This is a genomic window from Pseudomonas sp. 1912-s (assembly GCF_029269205.1).
Classification (GTDB): domain Bacteria; phylum Pseudomonadota; class Gammaproteobacteria; order Pseudomonadales; family Pseudomonadaceae; genus Aquipseudomonas.
Window position 1 is genome coordinate 158,797 of sequence record NZ_JARIXR010000003.1, and the last position, 20,874, is coordinate 179,670.

General features: G+C 62.5%; 15 protein-coding genes. 9 read left to right on the plus strand and 6 right to left on the minus strand.

The annotated features are described in order from the left end of the window. Nucleotides 1-3: 3 nt before the first annotated feature. Complete coding sequence (locus P3C29_RS05420) at nt 4-1,551, minus strand: PLP-dependent aminotransferase family protein (protein WP_275964045.1); 1,548 nt, start codon at nt 1,549-1,551, stop codon at nt 4-6. A 104-nt stretch (nt 1,552-1,655) separates the two neighbouring features. Here P3C29_RS05420 and P3C29_RS05425 point away from each other — a divergent pair, with 104 nt between their 5' ends. The 5 genes from P3C29_RS05425 to P3C29_RS05445 all read left to right on the plus strand — a co-directional run bounded on the left by P3C29_RS05425 (nt 1,656) and on the right by P3C29_RS05445 (nt 8,012). Beyond that, nucleotides 1,656-2,291, plus strand: a complete 636-nt coding sequence (locus P3C29_RS05425) for an FMN-binding negative transcriptional regulator (RefSeq protein ID WP_275964046.1) — start codon at nt 1,656-1,658, stop codon at nt 2,289-2,291. Then, nucleotides 2,288-2,734 (plus strand): GNAT family N-acetyltransferase, encoded by a 447-nt coding sequence (locus P3C29_RS05430; RefSeq protein ID WP_275964047.1) that lies wholly within the window; start codon nt 2,288-2,290, stop codon nt 2,732-2,734. The genes P3C29_RS05425 and P3C29_RS05430 overlap by 4 nt, the downstream gene beginning before the upstream one ends. A gap of 10 nt (nt 2,735-2,744) precedes the next feature. Further along, entirely contained in the window at nt 2,745-3,416 is a 672-nt protein-coding gene (locus tag P3C29_RS05435) for a GNAT family protein (RefSeq protein ID WP_275964048.1), read from the plus strand. 207 nt (nt 3,417-3,623) lie between these two features. Continuing rightward, nucleotides 3,624-6,596 (plus strand): autotransporter outer membrane beta-barrel domain-containing protein, encoded by a 2,973-nt coding sequence (locus P3C29_RS05440; RefSeq protein ID WP_275964049.1) that lies wholly within the window; start codon nt 3,624-3,626, stop codon nt 6,594-6,596. Between the two features lie 111 nt (nt 6,597-6,707). Beyond that, on the plus strand, nt 6,708-8,012 hold the full coding sequence (locus tag P3C29_RS05445; RefSeq protein WP_201125739.1) for an autotransporter outer membrane beta-barrel domain-containing protein: 1,305 nt from the start codon (nt 6,708-6,710) through the stop codon (nt 8,010-8,012). 70 nt (nt 8,013-8,082) lie between these two features. On the opposite strand, the gene oadA is transcribed toward P3C29_RS05445, so the two are convergent. Further along, complete coding sequence (oadA, locus tag P3C29_RS05450; protein WP_010168367.1) at nt 8,083-9,891, minus strand: sodium-extruding oxaloacetate decarboxylase subunit alpha; 1,809 nt, start codon at nt 9,889-9,891, stop codon at nt 8,083-8,085. 11 nt (nt 9,892-9,902) lie between these two features. Continuing rightward, nucleotides 9,903-11,318, minus strand: coding sequence for an acetyl-CoA carboxylase biotin carboxylase subunit (locus tag P3C29_RS05455; RefSeq protein ID WP_003213442.1), 1,416 nt, complete (start codon nt 11,316-11,318; stop codon nt 9,903-9,905). A gap of 196 nt (nt 11,319-11,514) precedes the next feature. Here P3C29_RS05455 and P3C29_RS05460 point away from each other — a divergent pair, with 196 nt between their 5' ends. Then, nucleotides 11,515-12,489 (plus strand): LysR family transcriptional regulator, encoded by a 975-nt coding sequence (locus P3C29_RS05460; RefSeq protein WP_169386795.1) that lies wholly within the window; start codon nt 11,515-11,517, stop codon nt 12,487-12,489. Here P3C29_RS05460 and P3C29_RS05465 read toward each other — a convergent pair. The 3 genes from P3C29_RS05465 to P3C29_RS05475 all read right to left on the minus strand — a co-directional run bounded on the left by P3C29_RS05465 (nt 12,419) and on the right by P3C29_RS05475 (nt 16,744). After that, on the minus strand, nt 12,419-12,616 hold the full coding sequence (locus P3C29_RS05465; protein WP_081480060.1) for a hypothetical protein: 198 nt from the start codon (nt 12,614-12,616) through the stop codon (nt 12,419-12,421). The genes P3C29_RS05460 and P3C29_RS05465 overlap by 71 nt on opposite strands. 225 nt (nt 12,617-12,841) lie before the next feature. Beyond that, nucleotides 12,842-13,708: a transcriptional regulator HexR gene (gene hexR, locus P3C29_RS05470; protein ID WP_010168370.1), complete on the minus strand. Its 867-nt coding sequence runs from the start codon at nt 13,706-13,708 to the stop codon at nt 12,842-12,844. A 162-nt stretch (nt 13,709-13,870) separates the two neighbouring features. After that, a complete protein-coding gene (locus tag P3C29_RS05475; protein ID WP_275964050.1) occupies nt 13,871-16,744 on the minus strand; it encodes an EAL domain-containing protein in 2,874 nt (957 codons plus the stop codon). Nucleotides 16,745-17,023: 279 nt separating this feature from the next. Between P3C29_RS05475 and uvrD the strand changes: the two genes are divergently transcribed. The 3 genes from uvrD (at nt 17,024) to P3C29_RS05490 (ending at nt 20,815) form a co-directional block, all read left to right on the plus strand. Further along, the gene (gene uvrD, locus P3C29_RS05480) at nt 17,024-19,207 is read left to right on the plus strand and encodes a DNA helicase II (protein ID WP_003213452.1); all 2,184 of its coding nucleotides are present in this window, start codon (nt 17,024-17,026) and stop codon (nt 19,205-19,207) included. Between the two features lie 191 nt (nt 19,208-19,398). Further along, the gene (locus tag P3C29_RS05485; protein ID WP_010168374.1) at nt 19,399-20,271 is read left to right on the plus strand and encodes a Tim44 domain-containing protein; all 873 of its coding nucleotides are present in this window, start codon (nt 19,399-19,401) and stop codon (nt 20,269-20,271) included. A 136-nt stretch (nt 20,272-20,407) separates the two neighbouring features. Next, a complete protein-coding gene (locus P3C29_RS05490) occupies nt 20,408-20,815 on the plus strand; it encodes an SMI1/KNR4 family protein (protein WP_003213456.1) in 408 nt (135 codons plus the stop codon). Nucleotides 20,816-20,874: the final 59 nt, after the last annotated feature.

A 20,874-nucleotide genomic window follows, 5' to 3' on the forward strand; every position in this document is an offset into this window, starting at 1 on the left:
GGGTTATTGCCAGGCCWGGCGCAACCGTGCCAGCGCCTGGCTGATCTGCGCCTCGGGCACGGCCGCGAAGCCCAACACCAGGCCGGCACGCCGATCCTCCAGCGTGACGGAATCCGGCAACCAATAATTGCTCAGGCCGTTGATTTCCACCCCGACGCCAGCCGCTTTCGCGATCAATGCCTGCTCGCGCTCCAGCCCTTGCACCGGTATCGTCAAATGCAGCCCCGCCGCCACCGCTGGCACACTGCCCACACCGTCGACACCCTGTGGCCATTCGGCCAGTAACGCGTTGCGCCGGCTCAAGGCGGCGCGACGCATGCGCCGCACATGCCGCTGGAAGTGCCCAGAGGCCATGAATTCGGCCATCACCGCCTGGGTGCTGACCTCGGAATGGCGCACATCCACCGCCCGGCGCCGGGCGAAGGGCTGCACCAGTGCCATCGGCAGCACCAGGTAACCCAGGCGCAACGCCGGAAACGCGACCTTGCCGAACGTGCCGACATAGAGCACTCGCCCACTGCGATCCAGCGCCGCCAGCGGCGCCAACGGCGCGCCGCTGTAGCGGTATTCGCCGTCGTAGTCGTCCTCGATGATCCAGCCGCCGGTGCGCTCGGCCCAGGCCAGCAATTCCAGGCGCCGGGCCAGGCTCATGACCACGCCCATCGGGTATTGGTGCGAGGGCGTGACATAGGCCAGGCGGCAACTGTCGATGGCGTTCAGCGCCGAGCAATCAATGCCTTCACTGTCCACTGCCACCCCGTGGAGTTTTGCCCCGGCAAGTGCGAACGCATGGCCTGCCGCACGGTAACCCGGGTTTTCCACCGCCACCCCATCCCCCGGCGCCACCAGCAGCTGTGCACAAAGGCTGATTGCCTGCTGCGCGCCGCTGGTGATCACTATTTGCTCAGCCGTGCAGTGCATGCCCCGGGAACTGCGCAAATAGGCAGCGATCAGCCCCCGCAAGCGCTCATCCCCTGCCGGGTCGCCATAGCACAGCTGCTGCAGGTCCGGCTTGCGCCAGAAAGCCGCATTCAGCTTGGCCCAGACGTCGAAGGGAAACAGGTCGAACGCCGGAATACCCACCCGAAACGCCCGTGGAGGACCGGTCGGCGGCAACGGCAAATGGTTGTTTTCTACCCGCCCCAGCGCCGCACTGTGGATAACTTGACTGGATGAAATCACAGGTAAATCCGGGCATTTTGTGGATAACCCTGGGGATAAGCCTGTTGATAAGCCTGTGGATACTTTTGTGGATAGTTTTTTTGAGCTGAGGGGTGTCTGCGGCAGTTGCGCCACATAGGTGCCATCGCCCACCCGCCCTTCGATGAAGCCTTCGGCATACAGCTGGTCGTAGGCGCGAACCACGCTGTTACGGGAAATCGACAGCGCCGCTGCCAGGTCACGGCTGGCCGGCAGCCGGGTGCCACTGACCAGCCGCCCGTCCAGTACCCGCTGGCGCAGGGCCTGGTACAGCTGGCGCGTGAGGCCCTGGCGGCGGTCCAGCTCGATGCCGGCAGGGTTGAACGACAGCGGCGGCTCTAACGGGGGCATGGCACACGCTCCGGCAAATTGGACCTATGAAATGGAGCACAGATGGCTCTTACATCGAACCAATAGCCTGCCTAGGATGCAGGCATTCGCCAAGGAAAATCTTCATGTACACACCACGCGCCTTTGCCCTCGATGACTTGCCCGAAATCCAGCAACTGATCCAGCACACCCGCCTGGCGCAGTTGATCACCTTTGGCGAGCAAGGCCTGCAAGCCAGTCACTTGCCGCTGCTGCTGAATCCCGACGAAGGCCCCAACGGCACGCTGTACGGGCACCTGGCCAAAGCCAACCGGCAGTGGCAAGACTTGCAGAACGGCAGCGAGGCCCTGGTGGTTTTTGCCGGCGCCGAGGCCTACATCAGCCCGGCGTTTTACCCGGCCAAGGCCGAACACGGCAAAGTCGTGCCGACCTGGAACTACATCGCGGTACATGCCTACGGCACCGCCGACGTCTTCACCGACGCCGACCGCCTGCTCAGCCTGGTCACCGCCCTGACGGACCGCCACGAATCCCCGCGCGCCCAGCCATGGAAAGTCAGCGACGCCCCGGCCGACTACATCGACGGGATGCTCAAGGCCATTGTCGGCTTTGCCCTGCCGATCCAGCGCCTGGAAGGCAAGCGCAAACTCAGCCAGAACCGCAGTGCCGCCGACATTGCCGGTGTTCGCGAAGGACTGGCGGCCAGCACCGACGTACGCGACCAGACCCTCGCCCGCTTTATTCCCAAGGAGCCAACATGAGCCAGATCGAGATCCGCCCAGTCACTGCCGCCGACCACGCCGCGTGGCTGCCCCTGTGGCAGGCCTACCTGCGCTTCTACAATACCGAGTTGCCGGACGCCGTCAGCCAGAGCACCTGGCAACGCCTGATCGACGCCAATGAGCCCACCCATTCGGCCCTGGCCTGGCAGGACGGCAAGGCCGTAGGCATGGTCAATTTCATCTACCACCGTTCCAATTGGAGCATCGAAAACTCCTGCTACTTGCAGGACCTGTTGGTAGACCCGGACCAGCGCGGCACCGGGGTGGGTCGCAAACTGATCGAATTCGTCTACGCCACCGCCAAGGCGGACGGCTGCTGCAAAGTCCACTGGCTGACCCACGAGACCAATGCCACCGCCATCCAGCTGTACGAACGCATTGCCGAACGCCCCGGCTTTATCCAGTTTCGCAAAGGTCTTTAAGGAGAGCAGCATGTCGACATCATTGGCCGATTGGAAAGGCGTTCCGGCGCCCACCGTCACCCTTATCGAAGGGCGCTTCGTGCGCCTGGAAAAACTCGACCCGGCCCGCCATGGCGATGACCTGTTCAACGCCCTGCAAGGCCCCGGTGCTGATCCGAAGTTGTGGGACTACTTGCCCTACGGCCCGTTCCCCGAGCGCGCCGCCTTCGATGCCTGGCTGAACAACCATGCGACCCACAACGACCCGTACTTCTTCAGCGTGATCGACAAGGCCAGCGGCGACGTGCAAGGCATTCTCAGCCTGATGTCCATCGTGCCCGAGCAGGGCCGCATCGAAATCGGCCACGTGACCTTCGGTGCACCGATGCAACGCTCGCCGAAAAGCACCGAAGCGGTGTACCTGCTGGCCAAACATTCGTTTGAGCTGGGCAATCGCCGGCTGGAGTGGAAGTGCAACAACGCCAACGCCCGCTCCAAAAGCGCGGCAGAGCGATTGGGATTCAGTTTTGAAGGCGTGTTTCGCCAACACACCGTAGTGAAAGGAAAGAACCGCGACACGGCGTGGTATTCGATCCTGGATGGGGAATGGCCGGCGATTGGAGCAGGGTTTGAGCGCTGGTTATCGGATGAAAACCAGGCGGGTTCGGGTCAACTGAAGACACTGGTGGAGTGCCGAGCCTGAATCTGTAAAACACCACCCATCCCTGTAGGAGCCGGGCTTGCCCGCGATGGCGGTGGTTCAGACGATGAATATGTCGACTGCCCCCCCCATCGCGGGCAAGCCCGGCTCCCACATTGGCCCCACTGCCTGCTGTCACCTCCCCGCCATCATTCTGTAAAAAACCTCCGCTATACAGGTCGACTCTTTCTAAAAACAAGGTCGCCCGCCATGCCCCCGTCACCTCAGCGCCTCGCACTCACCCTTGGCCTGCTGGTAAGCAGCGGCTTTGCTGACGCAGCCCCCGCTCCGCCCAAGACGTTGCAGATCGACACCCCGACCACCACCGGGCAAACCCTGGGTGGCAGCGACTCGCTGACGATTTCGGCGCCGGGCAGCATCACCACCTCCAAAGTCGCCGTTACCCTGGCGGGCAGCACCAGCGGTGCCGGCGTGGTGATCGACAACTCCGGCAAAATCACTTCCACCGGCGGCCGCGCCATCGACAGCAACGGTGACCTCACCGGCACGCGCAATTACACCCTCTACAACCGTGCCGGCGGTGTGATCCAGGGCGCCAACGACGCGCTGCGCATCGACAGCAACTTCGCCAGTGGCAGCTTGTTGATCGACAACAGCGGCACCATTCGCTCCACCACTGGCCAAGGGCTGGACCTGGATGCGGTCCGCAGCCCCAACGTCACGACCACTATCATCAACCGCCTGGGCGGGTTGATTCGCGGCGATGCCAGCGACGGCATGAAGACCGGTGCCAACGCCACCATCACCAACTACGGCGAGATTTCCACCGGCGATACCCACTCGCGCGATGACAAGTTCGACGGTGTCGACATCGACTCCGCCACCGGGGTGACGGTCACCAACTACGGCCTGATTTCCGGCGGCCGCCACGGCATCACCACCGACCTGGGCGCCACGCTGACCAACTACGGCACGGTGATCGGCCGCAACGGCTCGGGCTTTGGCTCCGACGGCGACGGCACGGTGATCAACTACGGCACCATCACGGGTGCCTACTCCGGGCTGCAACCCGATGGCGACGGTGACGGCGTGGACATCGACAAGATCGCCCACATCGAAAACTACGGGATCATCCAGGGTGTGGGCGCCGGTGGCGTCGACAAGAACGGCTTTGCCAACGGCAGCGAAGGCATCGCCCTCGGCGGTGGCTACGTGTTCAACGGTGCGGGCGCGCTGGTGAGCGGCGCCAACAACGCCGTACTGGTGGACGATGGCAGCGACGGCCCGGGACTTGCCGCGACTACCCTGATCAACCACGGCACCATCCAGGGCCTGAACGGCTTCGGCGTAAAGTTCGTCGGCGAATTTGCCGACACGGTGGTCAACGCCGGCTTGATCAGCGGCAGCAACGGCCTGGCCCTGGATTTGGGCGGTGGCAATGACACGCTGACCCTGCTCGGCGGCAGCCGCTTCGTCGGTGTGGTGGACGGCGGCACCGGCTACGACCGCCTGACCATGGACGACGCCACCGGCGGCAGCTTTGGCGACAGCCGCAACTTCGAATGGCTGGACGTCAAGCAAGGCACCTGGACCCTCACCGGCAGCGGCGACTTCAGCGACGGCGGCGAGATTTTCAGCGGCGCCAGGCTGATCAACCAGGGCGGGATCGCCGGCAACCTGACCGTCGATGACGGCGGTATTTATGCCGGTGGCGGCAGCGTCGGCAGCCTGTTGGTCAAAGGCACCTTGCAGACCAACACGGCGCTCGGCACCGCCACTATCACCCGCGACCTGACCATGACCAGCGGCTCGACCCTGGCCTATGGCGTGAATGCCGATGGCAGCAGCGCACCGGTCCAGGTCGGTGGCACCGCCTACCTGAATGGCGCGACCCTGGCGATCAATCCCGGCACCGGCACCTACCCTTGGCAGAGCCACTACACGGTGCTGCAAGCCGGCAGTATCAACGGCACGTTCGGCAAGGTCACCAGCGACTATGCCTTCCTCACCCCGACCCTGGATTACAGCCCCACTCAGGTTGGCCTGACCTATACCCGCAACGACGTGGCCTTCAATCAGTTCGCCAACACCGGCAACGGCACCAGCGCCGCCAACGCCCTGGCGAGCCTGGGCAAGAACAACACGCTGTATAACGCCCTGCTCAACACCACCAACAGCAGCGCCGGTGCCGCCATCGAGCAACTCGCAGGCAGCAGCACCGCCAACCTGACCAGCGCCACCCTCGGCGCCAGCGCCCAGGTCGGCAGCAGCATGCTGAGCGCCATGCATCAATTGGGCGGCGGTGCCGGGTTGCTGGTGGGCCTTGATCAACAAGACACACCCGCATTGGCCGCCACCGGCGTACCCGCCGAGGCGCGCAACCTCAACGACCCCAACGCTCGCGGCCGCCTGTGGCTGCAAGGCATCGGCAGCTACGGCAAGCTCGACGGCGATCACGGCAGCAACGGCCTGACCCAGCGCACCAAGGGCAGCGTACTGGGCGCCGATTGGGCCGTGGATAGCGACTGGCGCGTAGGCGTGCTGGGCGGTTATTCGAAGACTGACCTGGACACCACCGGCGTCGACGGCAGCGTCGACAGCTGGCACGCGGGCATCTACGCCATGCGTCAAAGCGGCCCACTGGCCTTGCGCCTGGGCGCCGCGTACAGCGGGCACCAAGGCGACAGCAAGCGCACCGTGGCCTTCGACGGTTTCAGTGATCGCCTCAAAGGTGACTACGACGCCAACAGCCAGCAAGCCTTTGCCGAACTGGGCTACGCCATGGGCAGCGGGCGCTTGAGTGCCGAACCGTTCGCCAACCTCGGCTACCAGCGCTACCACCGCGACAGCTACAACGAAAAAGGCGGTGCCGCCGCCCTGCATGTCGATGGGCAAACCCAGGACAATTTCAGCAGCACCTTCGGCCTGCGACTGGCCCACCTGAGCCAACTGGACAACGGCGTCAGCCTCACGCCACGGGTCAGTGCCGGCTGGAAACACACCTACGGTGATGTGGACAGCAGCACGCGCCAGGCTTTCCTGATGGGTGGCACGGCGTTCAATGTCGAAGGCAGCGCTCTGGACCGCGACAGCCTGCTGTTGGAGGCCGGGCTGGATGTAGGCCTGTCGGCCCGCCATACGGTGGGTGTGGGCTACACCGGTGAAATCGGCAGTAACAGCCGCAATCACGGGCTGATCGGGCAATGGCAGATGAGTTTTTAATCGCCGCCCACTAGAGACTTCTCCCGCATACGAAGGGTTGGTAGCCTGACATTTATCTGCCCTTCACCTCGCTAAATTCCCGGCCTCATTCATCAATGAAGTCGGGTTCATATGCCGTTCATCAAGAAACAACTCGCGCTCGCCATCACCCTCACGATGGGTGCCACCAGCCTCCAATACGCTCAGGCACGGACAGAGATCGAGCCAGACAGTGAGTGGCTTATCCAGGCCCCCAGCCACAAGCCCCCCGCTCCGGCCAAGCCGAGCGAGGACTTTTACTTCGCCGACCACGCAACCACCCGTAATGGCCTGCACGTTGCCCACGTGCTGGATAACGCCGTGGATACGCTGCTGGCATCGGGCGAACTGAGCGAGTGGGAAGAATACCAACTTGAAAACTATGGCCGGGAGCTGGGCAACTTGCAGCCAGGGCGTGTGGGTGCGGTGCTTGAGCAACTGGCGGGCAGCCAGAATGCCAACCTGGCCACCGCCACTCAAAACAGCATGGAACAGCTGAACGCCAGCCTGCTTTCAGCCATGCGCCAGGTGAGCGACGACCGCGATTCGTCGGGCCATGGCCGCTTCTGGCTCCAGGGCCTGGGCAATGCCGGCAACCTCGAAGGGCAGCACGGCAGCCTCGGTTTGCAGCAACGTACCCAAGGCCTGGTGCTGGGTACCGACTGGGCCGTGGACCCTGCCTGGCGGGTGGGCGTGATGGGTGCCAAGTCCACCAGCGAACTGAGCGCCAACCGCTTCAGGGGCGAACTGGACAGCTGGCACCTGGGCGGGTACGCCGTGCGCCAGGACGGGCCGCTGGCACTGCGCCTGGGTGCGATCTACAGCAGCCATGCGGGCAAGAACAAACGCACCGTGGACTTTGATTTTATTGATTACCGCGAGCAGTCCACCGGTAAATACAACGCCCAGAGCCAAAACGCTTTTGCCGAGATGGGCTATCAGGTGAACGCGGGCAGCGTCAGTGTCGAACCCTTTGGCGGCGTCGGGTATCAGCGTTACCACCGCGACCGCTACAAGGAAAAAGGCGGTTTCACCGCGCTGAACGTCGGCGCCCAGACCCAGGAAAACCTCAGCAGCACCTTCGGTGTGCGCCTGGCCAGCGTCTACACCCTGGACAACGACATGGCCCTCAAACCCCACCTGAGCACCCGTTGGAAGCATCTCTATGGCGACGTGGACAGCAGCGTGCGCCACTCTTCCGCCTGGGTAAAACGACCGGGGTTCAACAGTGACTTCACGGTTGAAGGCACCGCCCTGGACCGTGACAGCCTGGCCTTGCACACCGGGCTGGACCTCGTGCTGTCGCCGCAACACACCGTGGGCCTGACCTACGCCTTCGAGGCTGGCAGCAACAGTCGCAACCAAGGGCTGACTGGCCAATGGACCCTGGCCTTCTGATTCGTGCAGGCGAAAAAAAAGGGGGCACATGCCCCCCCGAGGATTAAGCGGTAGTCTCGAAGGCTGTTAATCAGCCTTCGATTTCAATCAGGATCTCGCCCGGGTTGACCCGGTCGCCCTTGGCCACGTGAACGGCCGTGACCTTGCCGGCGATGGCTGCCTGCACTTCGGTCTCCATCTTCATCGCTTCAGTGATCAACACGGCCTGGCCGGCTTTCACCACGTCGCCTTCCTTGACCAGCACGTCGACGATGTTGCCCGGCATCGCCGTGCTGACATGGCCAGGCGCAGTGGCGTGCTTGCGCTTGCTGCCGCCGCTGCTGACGAACTCGTTGAGCGGTTCGAACACCACCTCTTCGGGCATGCCGTCGATCGACAGGTAGAAGTGGCGCTTGCCTTCGGCCTTGACGCCAACACCGGTGATGTCCACGCGGTAGCTTTCGCCGTGCACGTCGATCACGAACTCGGTTGGCACGCCTTCACCACCGGCGCGGGCCACGCCGCCGGCTTCAGGAATCGGCAACAGCACTTCAGGGCTCAAGGTGCCGGCGTCACGCTCTTCGAGGAACTTGCGCCCGATGTCCGGGAACATCGCGTAGGTCAGCACGTCTTCTTCGGACTTGGCCAACGCGCCGATTTCCCCGCGCAGCTTGGTCATTTCCGGCTTCAGCAGGTCGGCTGGGCGAACGTCGATCACCTCTTCGCTGCCGATGGCCTGGCGGCGCAGTTTTTCATTCACGGTGCCCGGCGCCTTGCCGTAGCCGCCTTGCAGGTACAACTTCACTTCGTTGGTGATGGTCTTGTAGCGCTCGCCGGCCAGCACGTTGAAGAACGCCTGGGTGCCGACGATCTGCGAAGTCGGAGTCACCAGCGGCGGGAAGCCGAGGTCTTCACGCACCCGCGGGATTTCCGCCAGCACTTCGCTCATGCGGTTCAGCGCGCCCTGCTCTTTCAACTGGTTGGCCAGGTTGGAAATCATCCCGCCCGGTACCTGGTTGACTTGCACGCGGGTGTCGACGGCGGTGAATTCGCTTTCGAACTGGTGGTACTTCTTGCGCACGGCGTAGAAGTACAGGCCGATTTCCTGCAGCAGTTCCAGGCTGAGGCCGGTGTCGAATTCGCTGCCTTTAAGGGCCGCGACCATCGACTCGGTGCCCGGGTGGCTGGTGCCCCAGGCGAAGCTGGAGATGGCGGTGTCGATATGGTCGGCACCGTTCTCGACGGCCTTGAGTTGGCACATCGACGCCAGGCCGGCGGTGTCGTGGGAGTGGATGAAGATCGGCAGGCTTTGCTCGGCCTTCAGCGCCTTGACCAGTTCGCCGGTGGCGTACGGGGTCAGCAGGCCGGCCATGTCCTTGATCGCCACCGAGTCGCAACCCATGGCTTCCATTTGTTTGGCCTGGGCCACAAACGCCTCGATGGTGTGCACCGGGCTGGTGGTGTAGGCAATGGTGCCCTGGGCGTGTTTGCCGGCGGCTTTTACCGCTTCGATGGCCACGCGCAGGTTACGCACGTCGTTCATGGCGTCGAAGATGCGGAACACGTCGATACCGTTGACGGCGGCCTTGGCGACGAAGGCTTTGACCACGTCGTCGCTGTAGTGGCGGTAGCCCAGCAGGTTCTGGCCACGCAGCAGCATTTGCAGGCGCGTGTTAGGCAGTGCCGCACGCAGTTTGCGCAGGCGCTCCCACGGGTCTTCTTTCAGGAAGCGTACGCAGGCGTCGAAGGTCGCGCCGCCCCAGACTTCCAGGGACCAGTAGCCGACTTTGTCGAGCTTGTCGCAGATCGGCAGCATGTCGTCGGTACGCATGCGGGTCGCCAGCAACGATTGGTGGGCGTCGCGCAGGATGGTGTCGGTTACGAAGATCTTCTTGCTCATTCTTATATTCCTCACAGGCCTGCGTGGGCGGCGATGGCGGCGGCGATGGCCAGGGCCAGCTCTTCGGGTTTGCGCTTGATCGAGTAGTTGGTCAGCTCAGGGTGGCTTTCCACGAAACTGGTGTTGAACTGGCCGCTGCGGAATTCCGGGTTGCGCAGGATTTCCTGGTAATAGGCGGCGGTGGTCTTCACGCCTTGCAGGCGCATGTCGTCCAGGGCGCGCAGGCCACGGTCCATGGCCTCTTCCCAGGTCAACGCCCACACCACCAGCTTCAGGCACATCGAGTCGTAGAACGGCGGGATGGTGTAGCCGGTGTAGATCGCCGTGTCGGTACGCACGCCGGGACCGCCGGGCGCGTAGTAACGGGTGATCTTGCCGAAACTGGGCAGGAAGTTGTTCTTCGGGTCTTCGGCGTTGATGCGGAACTGCAACGCGAAACCCCGGTGCTGAATGTCTTCCTGCTTGACCGACAGCGGCAGGCCCGACGCGATGCGGATCTGCTCACGCACAATGTCGATGCCGGTGATTTCTTCGGTGATGGTGTGCTCCACCTGCACCCGGGTGTTCATTTCCATGAAGTACACCTCGCCCTCGGCGAGCAGGAACTCCACGGTGCCGGCGTTCTCGTAGCCCACCGCCTTGGCCGCGCGCACCGACAGGTCGCCGATGTAGGCGCGCTGTTCCGGGGTCAGTTGGGGGCTGGGGGCGATTTCGATCAGCTTCTGGTTACGACGCTGGATCGAGCAATCGCGCTCGAACAGATGCACCACATTGCCGAAGCTGTCACCCAGGATCTGCGCCTCGATGTGCTTGGGATTGACGATGCATTTTTCCAGGAAAACTTCCGCCGACCCGAACGCCTTGGTGGCCTCGGAAATCACACGGGGGAAGGCTTGTTCGAGTTCTTCACGGCTGTTGCAGCGTCGAATGCCGCGACCGCCACCACCGGAAGTGGCCTTGAGCATCACCGGGTAACCGATGCGGTCGCCTTCGGTCAGCGCCTCGGCGATGTCGGCAACGTTGCCTTCGGTGCCCGGGGTCACCGGCACGCCGGCCTTGATCATGCTGCGGCGGGCTTCGGTCTTGTCGCCCATGCGGCGAATCACTTCAGCCGACGGGCCGATGAATTTGATCCCGCGTTCGGCGCAAATATCTGCCAACTCGGCGTTTTCCGAGAGGAAGCCATAGCCGGGGTGCAGCGCGTCGCAACCGGTTTCCACCGCGAGGTTCACCAGCTTGCGCGGGTTCAGGTAACCGGCCAAGGGCTCGGCACCGATGCTGTGGGCCTCATCTGCGCGCTTTACATGCAGGGCATGGCGGTCGGCATCGGAATAGACCGCGACCGAACGAATGCCCATCTCGGCGCAGGCACGCACGATACGTACGGCAATCTCACCACGGTTGGCGATCAGGATCTTTTTTATCACTTGGAAATTCCCTTGAGCCGATTGCTACCTACTTCGACCCGATGGAACCGGGTCGGCGCGTGACCAAATGTTTCATGGCAGTCGCGTGACACACACTATGCCCCCGCAGGGATTAACAAAAATCAATAATAATTGGGTTGTGTATAAGTAAAGACTTATAGTCAGCACATCAGGGGTTGGCGGGAAGGCTTTAACAATGCGTAAGTCATTGATGCGCATGACATTGCGTCAATTGCAGATTTTCAATGAAGTCTGTGATTTGCGTTCCTACAGCCGCGCAGCTGAGGAAATGTCACTCACGCAACCGGCCGTTAGCCTACAAATCAAACAGCTGGAAGAGCTGCTTGGCCAGCCGTTGTTCGATTACGTCGGCAAAAAGCTCTATATGACTGAAGCGGCCGAAGCCCTGCAACGGGCCAGCCGGGATATTTTCGGGCGCCTGGAAAACCTCGATATGCAGCTCTCCGACATGCAGGGTTCGCTGCAAGGCCAGCTGAAACTGGCGGTGGAGTCCAGCGCCAAGTACTTCGTGCCGCACCTGTTCGCCGCCTTCAAGCGCCAGCACCCGGAGGTCAACCTGCACCTGACGGTGGTCAACCGCGCCCAAGTGATTCGCCGGCTTTCAGACAACCGGGATGACCTGGTGATCATGTCCATGGTGCCCCAGGACATGGGCCTGGAATTCCTGCCGTTCCTGAACAACCCGATCGTCGCTGTGGCGCCCCACGATCATCCGCTGAGTCATCAAGGGCCATTGCGCCTGCAGGACCTGGAGCCTTACACGCTGCTGTTGCGCGAGCCGGGGTCCGGGACGCGAATGGCGTGCGAGGAGTACTTCAAGGAAAAGCGTGTGCACTTCACGCAGACGGTGGAAGTGTCTTCGGCCGAAGCGCAGCGCGAGTGCGTGACCGCCGGGTTGGGCGTGGCGCTGCTGACGCGCCACGCGGTCAACCTGGAACTGGCCACCGGCGGGCTCAGGGAGCTGCCGGTGGAAGAACTGCCGCTGTACCGCAGTTGGTGCCTGGTGCAGGCCAAGGCCAAGCGCCTGTCACCGGTGGCCCATGCGTTCCTGGGCTTTATCCGCAGCGAGCGGTTGCAGATCAGCGCGCTGGCTGAGCGCTTCGCTGGGCAGCCGCGGGTGCCTGCCAATGGAGTTCCGGAAAGTCACTGATGCTCTGCTGCAATTGACGCTGGTCGCAGCGGTCTTCAATTGCACGACGGAAGGCCATGCGGCGCTGGTCTTCCTGTTGGCGACGGGTCTTGACGGTGCTGTTGCTTTCTTCGTATTGCCGAGCCATTTCGAGTCTCCCAATGCGAGTACGGGGAGTTCAGGATGGGCGTGGGCGATGACGGTTTGGCGGCGCGGGGATGACAGGACGATGAATCTTCTGAGGCTCAAACACGATCAACTGTGGGAGCTGGCTTGCCTGCGATAACGGTGCATCAGCCAATGAAGATGGCAACTGACAGATCGCTATCGCCGGCAAGCCAGCTCCCACATTTTGACCGAGTATGCCCTTGAGTCAGTCGTCGAGGGCTTTGACGGATTTGGGCGACAACCGAAGGCTGCGCAAGCTGCGCTTCACGCTCTTGAGGTGGTTGACCAGGCTCGGGCCGCGCGCCATGGCCACGCCCATCGCCAGTACGTCGATCACCACCAGGTGGGCGATACGTGAAGTCAGCGGGGTGTAGATTTCGGTGTCTTCGTGCACGTCGATCGCCAGGTTGACGGTCGACAGCTCCGCCAACGGCGTCTGGCTCGGGCACAGGGTAATCAGGGTCGCGCCGCTTTCACGCACCAGGTTGGCGGTGATCAGCAGATCCTTGGAGCGGCCGGACTGGGAAATGCAGATCGCCACGTCGGTAGGCTTCAACGTCACCGCCGACATCGCCTGCATGTGCGGGTCGCTGTAGGCCGCTGCGGTCAGCAGCAAACGGAAGAACTTGTGCTGGGCATCCGCCGCCACGGCACCGGACGCACCGAAACCGTAGAACTCCACGCGCTGGGCCTGGGACATGGCGGTCACGGCTTTTTGCAGCTCCACCGGGTCGAGCTTTTCCCGCACTTCCATCAGGGTGTGCAGGGTGGTGTCGAAAATTTTCAGGCTGTAGTCGGCGACGGAATCGTCTTCGTGAATCGCAAACTGGCCAAAGCTCGCACCGGCGGCCAGGCTCTGGGCCAGCTTGAGCTTCAAGTCCTGGAACCCGGAGCAACCGATGGCGCGGCAGAAGCGCACGATGGTCGGTTCGCTGATGCCCACGCTGTGGGCCAGGTCTGCCATGGAACTGTGCATCACAGCCGCAGGGTCAAGCAGCACGTGATCGGCAACCTTGAGTTCCGATTTGCGTAACAGGTGGCGCGACTGGGCGATATGTTGCAACAGGTTCAAAGGGCAGGACTCTTGTTATTGGCGGAGCCAGGGGATGTAGCAAGCTTGTAGTTATACTACAAGAATTGCCGATTTGCCCGTTCGATGAATCACTTAATCGCGCTGTTGCCCGCTGATTCAGCGGGCAGGCCCGATGTAGCCCCGCGTGCGGCTTGGGCTCAACTACAGAAAATTGGCATTTTTTCGTAACAAATCCGCCAGGCCGTCCGCTTCCATCGGCCGGCTGATCAAATAGCCCTGCACCTCGTCGCATTGTTCGGCCCGCAGGAAATCCAGCTGCTGCTGATCTTCCACGCCTTCGGCCACCACCTTGAGCGACAACCCGTGGGCCATGGCGATGATTGCACGGGTGATCGAGGCATCTTCGCGCCCTTGGCCGAGGCCCCGGATGAAGGTCTGGTCGATCTTCACGTAGTCCACGGGGATGCGCTTGAGGTAGCTGAGGGACGAATAGCCGGTGCCGAAATCGTCAATGGCCAGCTTCACGCCCAGGTCGCGCAACTGCTGGAAGGTCGAGATGATGTGCTCCACGCTGTCGAGCAATTGGCTTTCGGTCAGCTCCAGCTCCAGGTATTGCGGATCCAGCCCCGTTTCTTCCAGCACCTGGCGCACCAGGCTGACCAGCTTGCCCTGGCGCAATTGGTGCACCGACAAGTTGACCGACACACGAATCGGCTCCAGCCCCTGACGCTGCCACTCACAGGCCTGCCAGCAGGCCTGGCGCAACACAAACTCCCCCAGCGGCACAATCAAGCCGGTTTCTTCGGCCAGCCCGATAAAGTCCCCGGGCGGCACCATGCCCCACTGCGGATGCTCCCAGCGGATCAGCGCCTCGGCCGCGTTCAACTTGCCGCTGGCCAGGCACAATTTGGGTTGGTAGAACACCGCGAGTTGGCGCTCATCAATCGCCTTGCGCAGATGGTTCTCCAACTGCAAACGCTCCAGGGTGCTGGCTTGCAGGCTGTCGGTGTAGAACTGGAAATTATTACCGCCCAGGTGCTTGGCGTGCTGCATGGCCATGTTCGACTGGCTGACCAGTGCGGAGATTTCCCGCGCATTATCGGGCAACAGGCTGACGCCCATTGAGGCGCTGACCACCAGCTCGTGCCCTTCCACCGTCACCGGCACCCGCAACTTGGCCAGCAACCGCGTGGCCACCCGGGCCAGGCTCGACAGGTTGCCGTAGGCGTCGAACAGCACCGCGAATTCATCGCCTGAAAGGCGCGCAATAGTGTCGGCTTCGGGTAAGGCATTGATCAAGCGACGGGCCATTTTCTGCAATAACTGGTCGGCCACTTCATGGCCGAGGCTGTCGTTGAGCAGCTTGAAGCGGTCGAGGTTGATATGCAGCAGGGCCAGGCTGCGGCCGCCCTGGCGCACCCGCTGATGGGCTTCGCGCAGCCGCTCGCGGAACAGCGAACGGTTGGCCAGCCCGGTCAATTCGTCATAGTGCGTGAGGTAGCGCATGCGTTCTTCGGATTCGCGCCGTGCAGACAAATCGGCGAAGAAGCCCACGATATGGCTCACGTTTCCCCGAATATCGCGCACCACGTTCAATTGCAGCCACTGTGGGTAGAGTTCGCCGTTCTTGCGGGTTTCCACCAGTTCGCCCTGCCAGGTGCCGTGGCTGAGCAACGCCTGGCGGATCACCGGGAAGTGGCGGCGTGCGTCCCGGCTGCTGGGCAGCTCGACAACATTGCGGCCGATCATGTCGTCAATGTCGAAGCCGGTGACGCGGCTGAACGCCTGGTTGACTGCGATCAGCACGTAGTCCGGGTCCAGGATCACAATACCTTCGCTGGCGGCCTCAAACACCGTCGACGCCAGGCGCTGCTGTTCCTCCACGGCCTTGCCGGCGCTGATGTCACGACGGGTGCCAAGCATCCGCGTCACACGCCCGCTGGGGGAACGCTCCACCGCGCGGCCACGGTCCTGAATCCAAACCCAGTGGCCATCGCCATGGCGCACCCGGTATTCAACAAGGTAATCGTCGCTGCGGCCTTTAAGGTGCTCCACCAGCGCGCGCTTGAGCAGCGGTAAATCGTCGGGGTGCAACCGCGGCTTGAGGTGGCTGAGCATCGCCGTAACGTATTCCGGCTCCAGGCCGAACAGCTCTTTGAGTTGGGTGTGGTGGACCTCGTCGGTTTGCAGGTTCCAGTCCCACAGGCCCAGTTCGCTGGCCTGCAACGCCATCGCCAGGCGCGCTTCGCTTTTGCTCAGGGCCAGGCTGGCGGCGTCCAGCTCCTGGCTGCGCTGATCGACGCGGTGTTGCAGGCCGATCTGGGCCTCGCGCAGTTCCTGCTCGACCTGGCGCCGCTGCTCCACTTCGCGCACCAGTTCCTGATTGAGCTGCTCGCTGCGCTGTTGCGACTGCTGCAAATGTTCGATCAACGCCTGGTTCTGGAAGCGCCGCAGCAGCCCGCGCTGAATCAGGCGATTGACCTGCCACGCCACCAGGCTCAGGGACGCCAGCAAAATCAGGCCCAAAAAGCCCCAACCCTGCTGCTGCGGGTCGCCGCTCCAGAACAGATAGATAATCGCCGGCACCAGACAGGGCACGGCAAACGACAGGAACGCCGGCAGGCTGACCGCATAGGCAACGCTGGCGGATAAAGTCGCCGCCCCCAGCAGCCCGAACACCCAAGCCTGCTGCGCGAAGCTGTCCACTGGCACCAGGGCGATGGCGGCGCTGGCCAATGTCAGGCCGCTGACTGCAGACCCCAGCATGAACATGCGACGCCAGATCGGCTGCGCCTGGCGGCTCGGCATCGCGGAATCAAACGCCGCCACTTGAATCACCCGCAGGGCCACCAGCGCCAGCAGCCACACCAGCCAAATGCTGTCCAGCAGGTAGCGCTGCGGGCTCCAGAGCAACCAGGCGCAGACCAGTCCGTTCACCAGCATTAATAAGGTAGGCAGCAGTGAGCCCTGGTAAAGCAGGCGCGTGCGCTCGACCGCCATCTCCATGGCGTAGTGTTTGCGGATAACCTGCGCCGGTGCCACCGAGGGGCCAGCCAGGTCAATGCTAAGGGTCATAGGCAGTGTTCTTATAATGGTGAGCCCGAAACGTGCACGGAGCATACACAAGCCAGCGCCCGGGCCAAACTGCTCCACGTCATTAAAATATCGCAATAATCAGCCGCAAACCTTGGGGCCAGACGGCTCGAGTGAGACAGGACGCGGGCTGTGGCCAATGACCGACCGGTCATCACCGGGGACAGATTGTTTGCCTGCCGGGCATAGCCTGTCGGGTTTTACATCGACCATCCGGCATTGGGATTTGCCCGACTCCCCCGGGCACCCTAGAATGCGCCGATGCGCGATGATCTCTCCCTTTTGCTGAACTCCCTCAACGATGCCCAACGCCAGGCCGTAGCCGCCCCCGTTGGCCGTCAGTTGGTCCTGGCCGGTGCTGGCTCCGGTAAAACCCGAGTGCTGGTGCACCGTATCGCCTGGTTGATCCAGGTTGAGAACGCCTCACCTCACTCCATCCTGTCGGTGACCTTCACCAACAAGGCCGCTGCCGAGATGCGTCATCGCATCGAGCAGTTGATGGGCATCAGCCCGGCCGGCATGTGGGTGGGCACCTTCCACGGCCTGGCGCACCGCCTGTTGCGGGCCCATTGGCAGGAAGCCGGGTTGAGCCAGACCTTCCAGATTCTGGACAGCGACGACCAGCAACGCCTGGTCAAGCGGGTGATCCGCGAGCTGGGCCTGGATGAACAACGCTGGCCGGTGCGTCAGGCCCAGTGGTTTATCAATGGCCAGAAAGATGAAGGCCTGCGCCCGCAACATATCCAGGCCAGCGGCGACCTGTTCCTGGCCACCATGCGCAGCATTTATGAAGCCTATGAAGTGGCCTGCCAGCGCGCCGGCGTCATCGACTTCTCCGAGTTGCTACTGCGTGCCCTCGACCTGTGGCGCGACAACCCGGGCTTGCTGGCGCACTACCAGAAACGCTTCCGGCACATCCTGGTGGACGAATTCCAGGACACCAACGCCGTGCAGTACGCCTGGTTGCGCCTGCTGGCAAAAGGCGGCGACAGCCTGATGGTGGTCGGCGACGACGACCAGTCGATCTACGGCTGGCGCGGCGCGAAAATCGAGAACATCTACCAGTACAGCGACGACTTCCCGGACGCCGAGACTATCCGCCTGGAGCAGAACTACCGCTCCACCGCCGGGATCCTCAAGGCCGCCAACGCCTTGATCGCCAACAACACCGGGCGCCTGGGCAAAGAGCTGTGGACCGACGGCGGCGAAGGCGAAGCGATCAACCTGTACGCAGCCTTCAACGAACATGATGAAGCGCGCTACGTGGTGGAAACCATCGAAAGCGCCCTGAAAACCGGCCTGGCCCGCAGCGACATTGCGATTCTTTATCGCTCCAACGCCCAATCGCGGGTGCTGGAAGAAGCCTTGCTGCGCGAACGCATTCCGTACCGCATCTATGGCGGCCAGCGCTTCTTCGAACGCGCCGAAATCAAAAACGCCATGGCCTACCTGCGCTTGCTGGAAGGCCGTGGCAACGATGCGGCGCTGGAGCGGGTGATCAACATCCCGGCCCGCGGCATCGGCGAGAAGACCGTCGAAGCGATTCGCGACCACGCCCGCCACAGCGATGTGTCGATGTGGGAAGCGATGCGCCTGCTGATCGCCAACAAGGGCCTGACCGGCCGCGCAGCCGGCGCCCTGAGCGTGTTTGTGGAATTGATCGAAAACCTGGCCGCCAAGTGCATGGAAATGCCCCTGCACCTGATGACCCAGACCGTAATCGAGCAGTCCGGCTTGATCGCGTACCACGAGGCGGAAAAAGGCGAGAAAGGCCAGGCCCGGGTAGAAAACCTTGAGGAACTGGTCAGCGCCGCGCGCGCGTTCGAAAACACCGAAGAAGACGAAGACCTGACGCCATTGGCGGCATTCCTCGGCCACGCTTCGCTGGAAGCCGGCGACACACAGGCTGACGAGCATGAAGACAGCATCCAGTTGATGACCTTGCACAGCGCCAAGGGCCTGGAATTCCCATACGTGTTCCTGGTGGGCATGGAAGAAGGCCTGTTCCCCCACAAGATGAGCCTGGAAGAGCCCGGCCGCCTGGAAGAGGAACGCCGCCTGGCCTATGTGGGCATCACCCGGGCCATGCAGAACCTGGTGATGACCTACGCCGAAACCCGACGCCTGTACGGCAGCGAGACCTACAACAAGGTGTCGCGCTTCGTACGTGAGGTGCCAAAAGGGCTGATCCAGGAAGTGCGCCTGTCCAACAGCGTCAGCCGACCGTTCGGCGGCGGCCAGCAGCAGAACTCCAGCAGCATGTTCGCCGGTTCGGAAATCCCCGAGACACCGTTCAGCCTTGGCCAGCAGGTCAAACATGCGATCTTCGGCGAGGGCGTGATCCTCAACTTCGAAGGCGCCGGCGCCCAGGCCAGGGTGCAGGTGAACTTCGCCGAAGGCAGCAAGTGGCTGATGATGGGGTACGCCAAGCTCGAAGCAATCTGAAACAACTGTAGAACATGAAGGATGTTGGCCACCCCTTGTATTTGGCAGGGGTGGGGCCAATATCTGTAATAAGTCCTACAGACGATTCGGTGTTGGCCCTACGCAAAAGCCCGAAACACTATGCCGCTAGCCACTGCCATCACACCTGTGCAACATGGCGCGCGTGCAATCCACAAATGGGAATTCCCTTTATGAAACGTTTTCTTAGCATCGCCATGGCGTTGTGCATCGGCCTGACGATGAGCCTCGACGCCAACGCCAAGCGCTTCGGTGGCGGCAAATCCATGGGTTCGGCGCCGAGCCACCAGACCAGCCAAATGGCCCCATCCGGTGGCGGCATGGGCGGCGCAGCTGCGACCGCTGGTGCTGCCGGTGCCGCAGGCGCTGCTGCCAAGGCTGGCGGTGCTTCGCGCTGGTTGGGCCCTCTGGCCGGTATTGCGGCCGGCGGCCTGCTCGCCTCCATGTTCATGGGCGGCGGCTTCCAGGGCATGCAGATCTTCGACATCCTGATCATGGCGGTCATCGCCTTCCTGATCTTCCGCTTTATCGCCGCCCGTCGCCGCAAGCAACAGGAGCACCTGGCTCCAGCCGGCGCGCCGATGCAGCGTGAAGTGTTCGAGCAAAAGCCAGCCCTGAACTCGATGTTTGGTGGTTCGGCTGCACCTGCCGCTGCTCGCCCGGTGATCAATGCGCCAGCCTGGTTCAACGAAGAGCGTTTCGTCGAAGCCGCACGTGGCCACTTCCAGGCCCTGCAGCAACACTGGGACGCCAACGAAATGGACAAGATCGCCGAGTTCGTGACCCCGCAATTGCTGGAGTTCCTCAAGCGCGAACGTGCCGACCTGGGCGACGGCTTCCAGTCGACCTACATCGAAGACCTGAAAGTGCAGCTTGAAGGTGTGGACGACCGCGCCGACAAGACCATCGCCACCCTGACCTTCAGCGGCGTGTCGAAGACTTCGCGTTTCGACCAGGGCGAAGTGTTCAGCGAAAGCTGGAACATGGAACGTCCACAGGGCGAAAACCAGCCTTGGCTGGTCGCCGGTATCCGCCAGAACGGCTGATCCCTGCTCGCTTTGAGTACGCAGTAACAAAAACCCCGGACTTGTCCGGGGTTTTCTATTTCACGGTTGCACTTATAGCGAGCTACTGTATAAAACGCCCCTATAAACCGCGCCATCTAGCAAGAGGATCCCGGCCGTGGAAGAAGTTATCGAACAATTGCGTGAAGCCAACGAACCGGTACCGGTTCCTCTGGAGCTGCCTGACGAAGACCAACTGGTGGAAATCGAGGAACAACTGTTCATCGATATCCCGTTCGTCTTCCGTGAATTTTTGCTGACCGTCAGCGATGTGGTCTACGGCAGCCTGGAGCCGGTGACTGTCACCGACCCACAGTCCCACACCTACCTGCCGGACGTTGCCGCCAACGCCTGGGACGCCGGTGTTGACCGCAGCATGATCCCGATCTGCCAGGACGGCGACGACTACTACTGCGTCGAAGAAGACGGCACTGTGGTGCTGTGGTCCGGCGAAGAAGAACTCGTCACCGAAGAAACCTGGGAATCGGTGTGGCACTGGGCGCGGGACGTCTGGCTGGAAAGCTGAGACCGGTTACCTGTGGCGAGCGAGCTTGCTCGCGCCGGGCTGCGAAGCAGCCCCCAGCC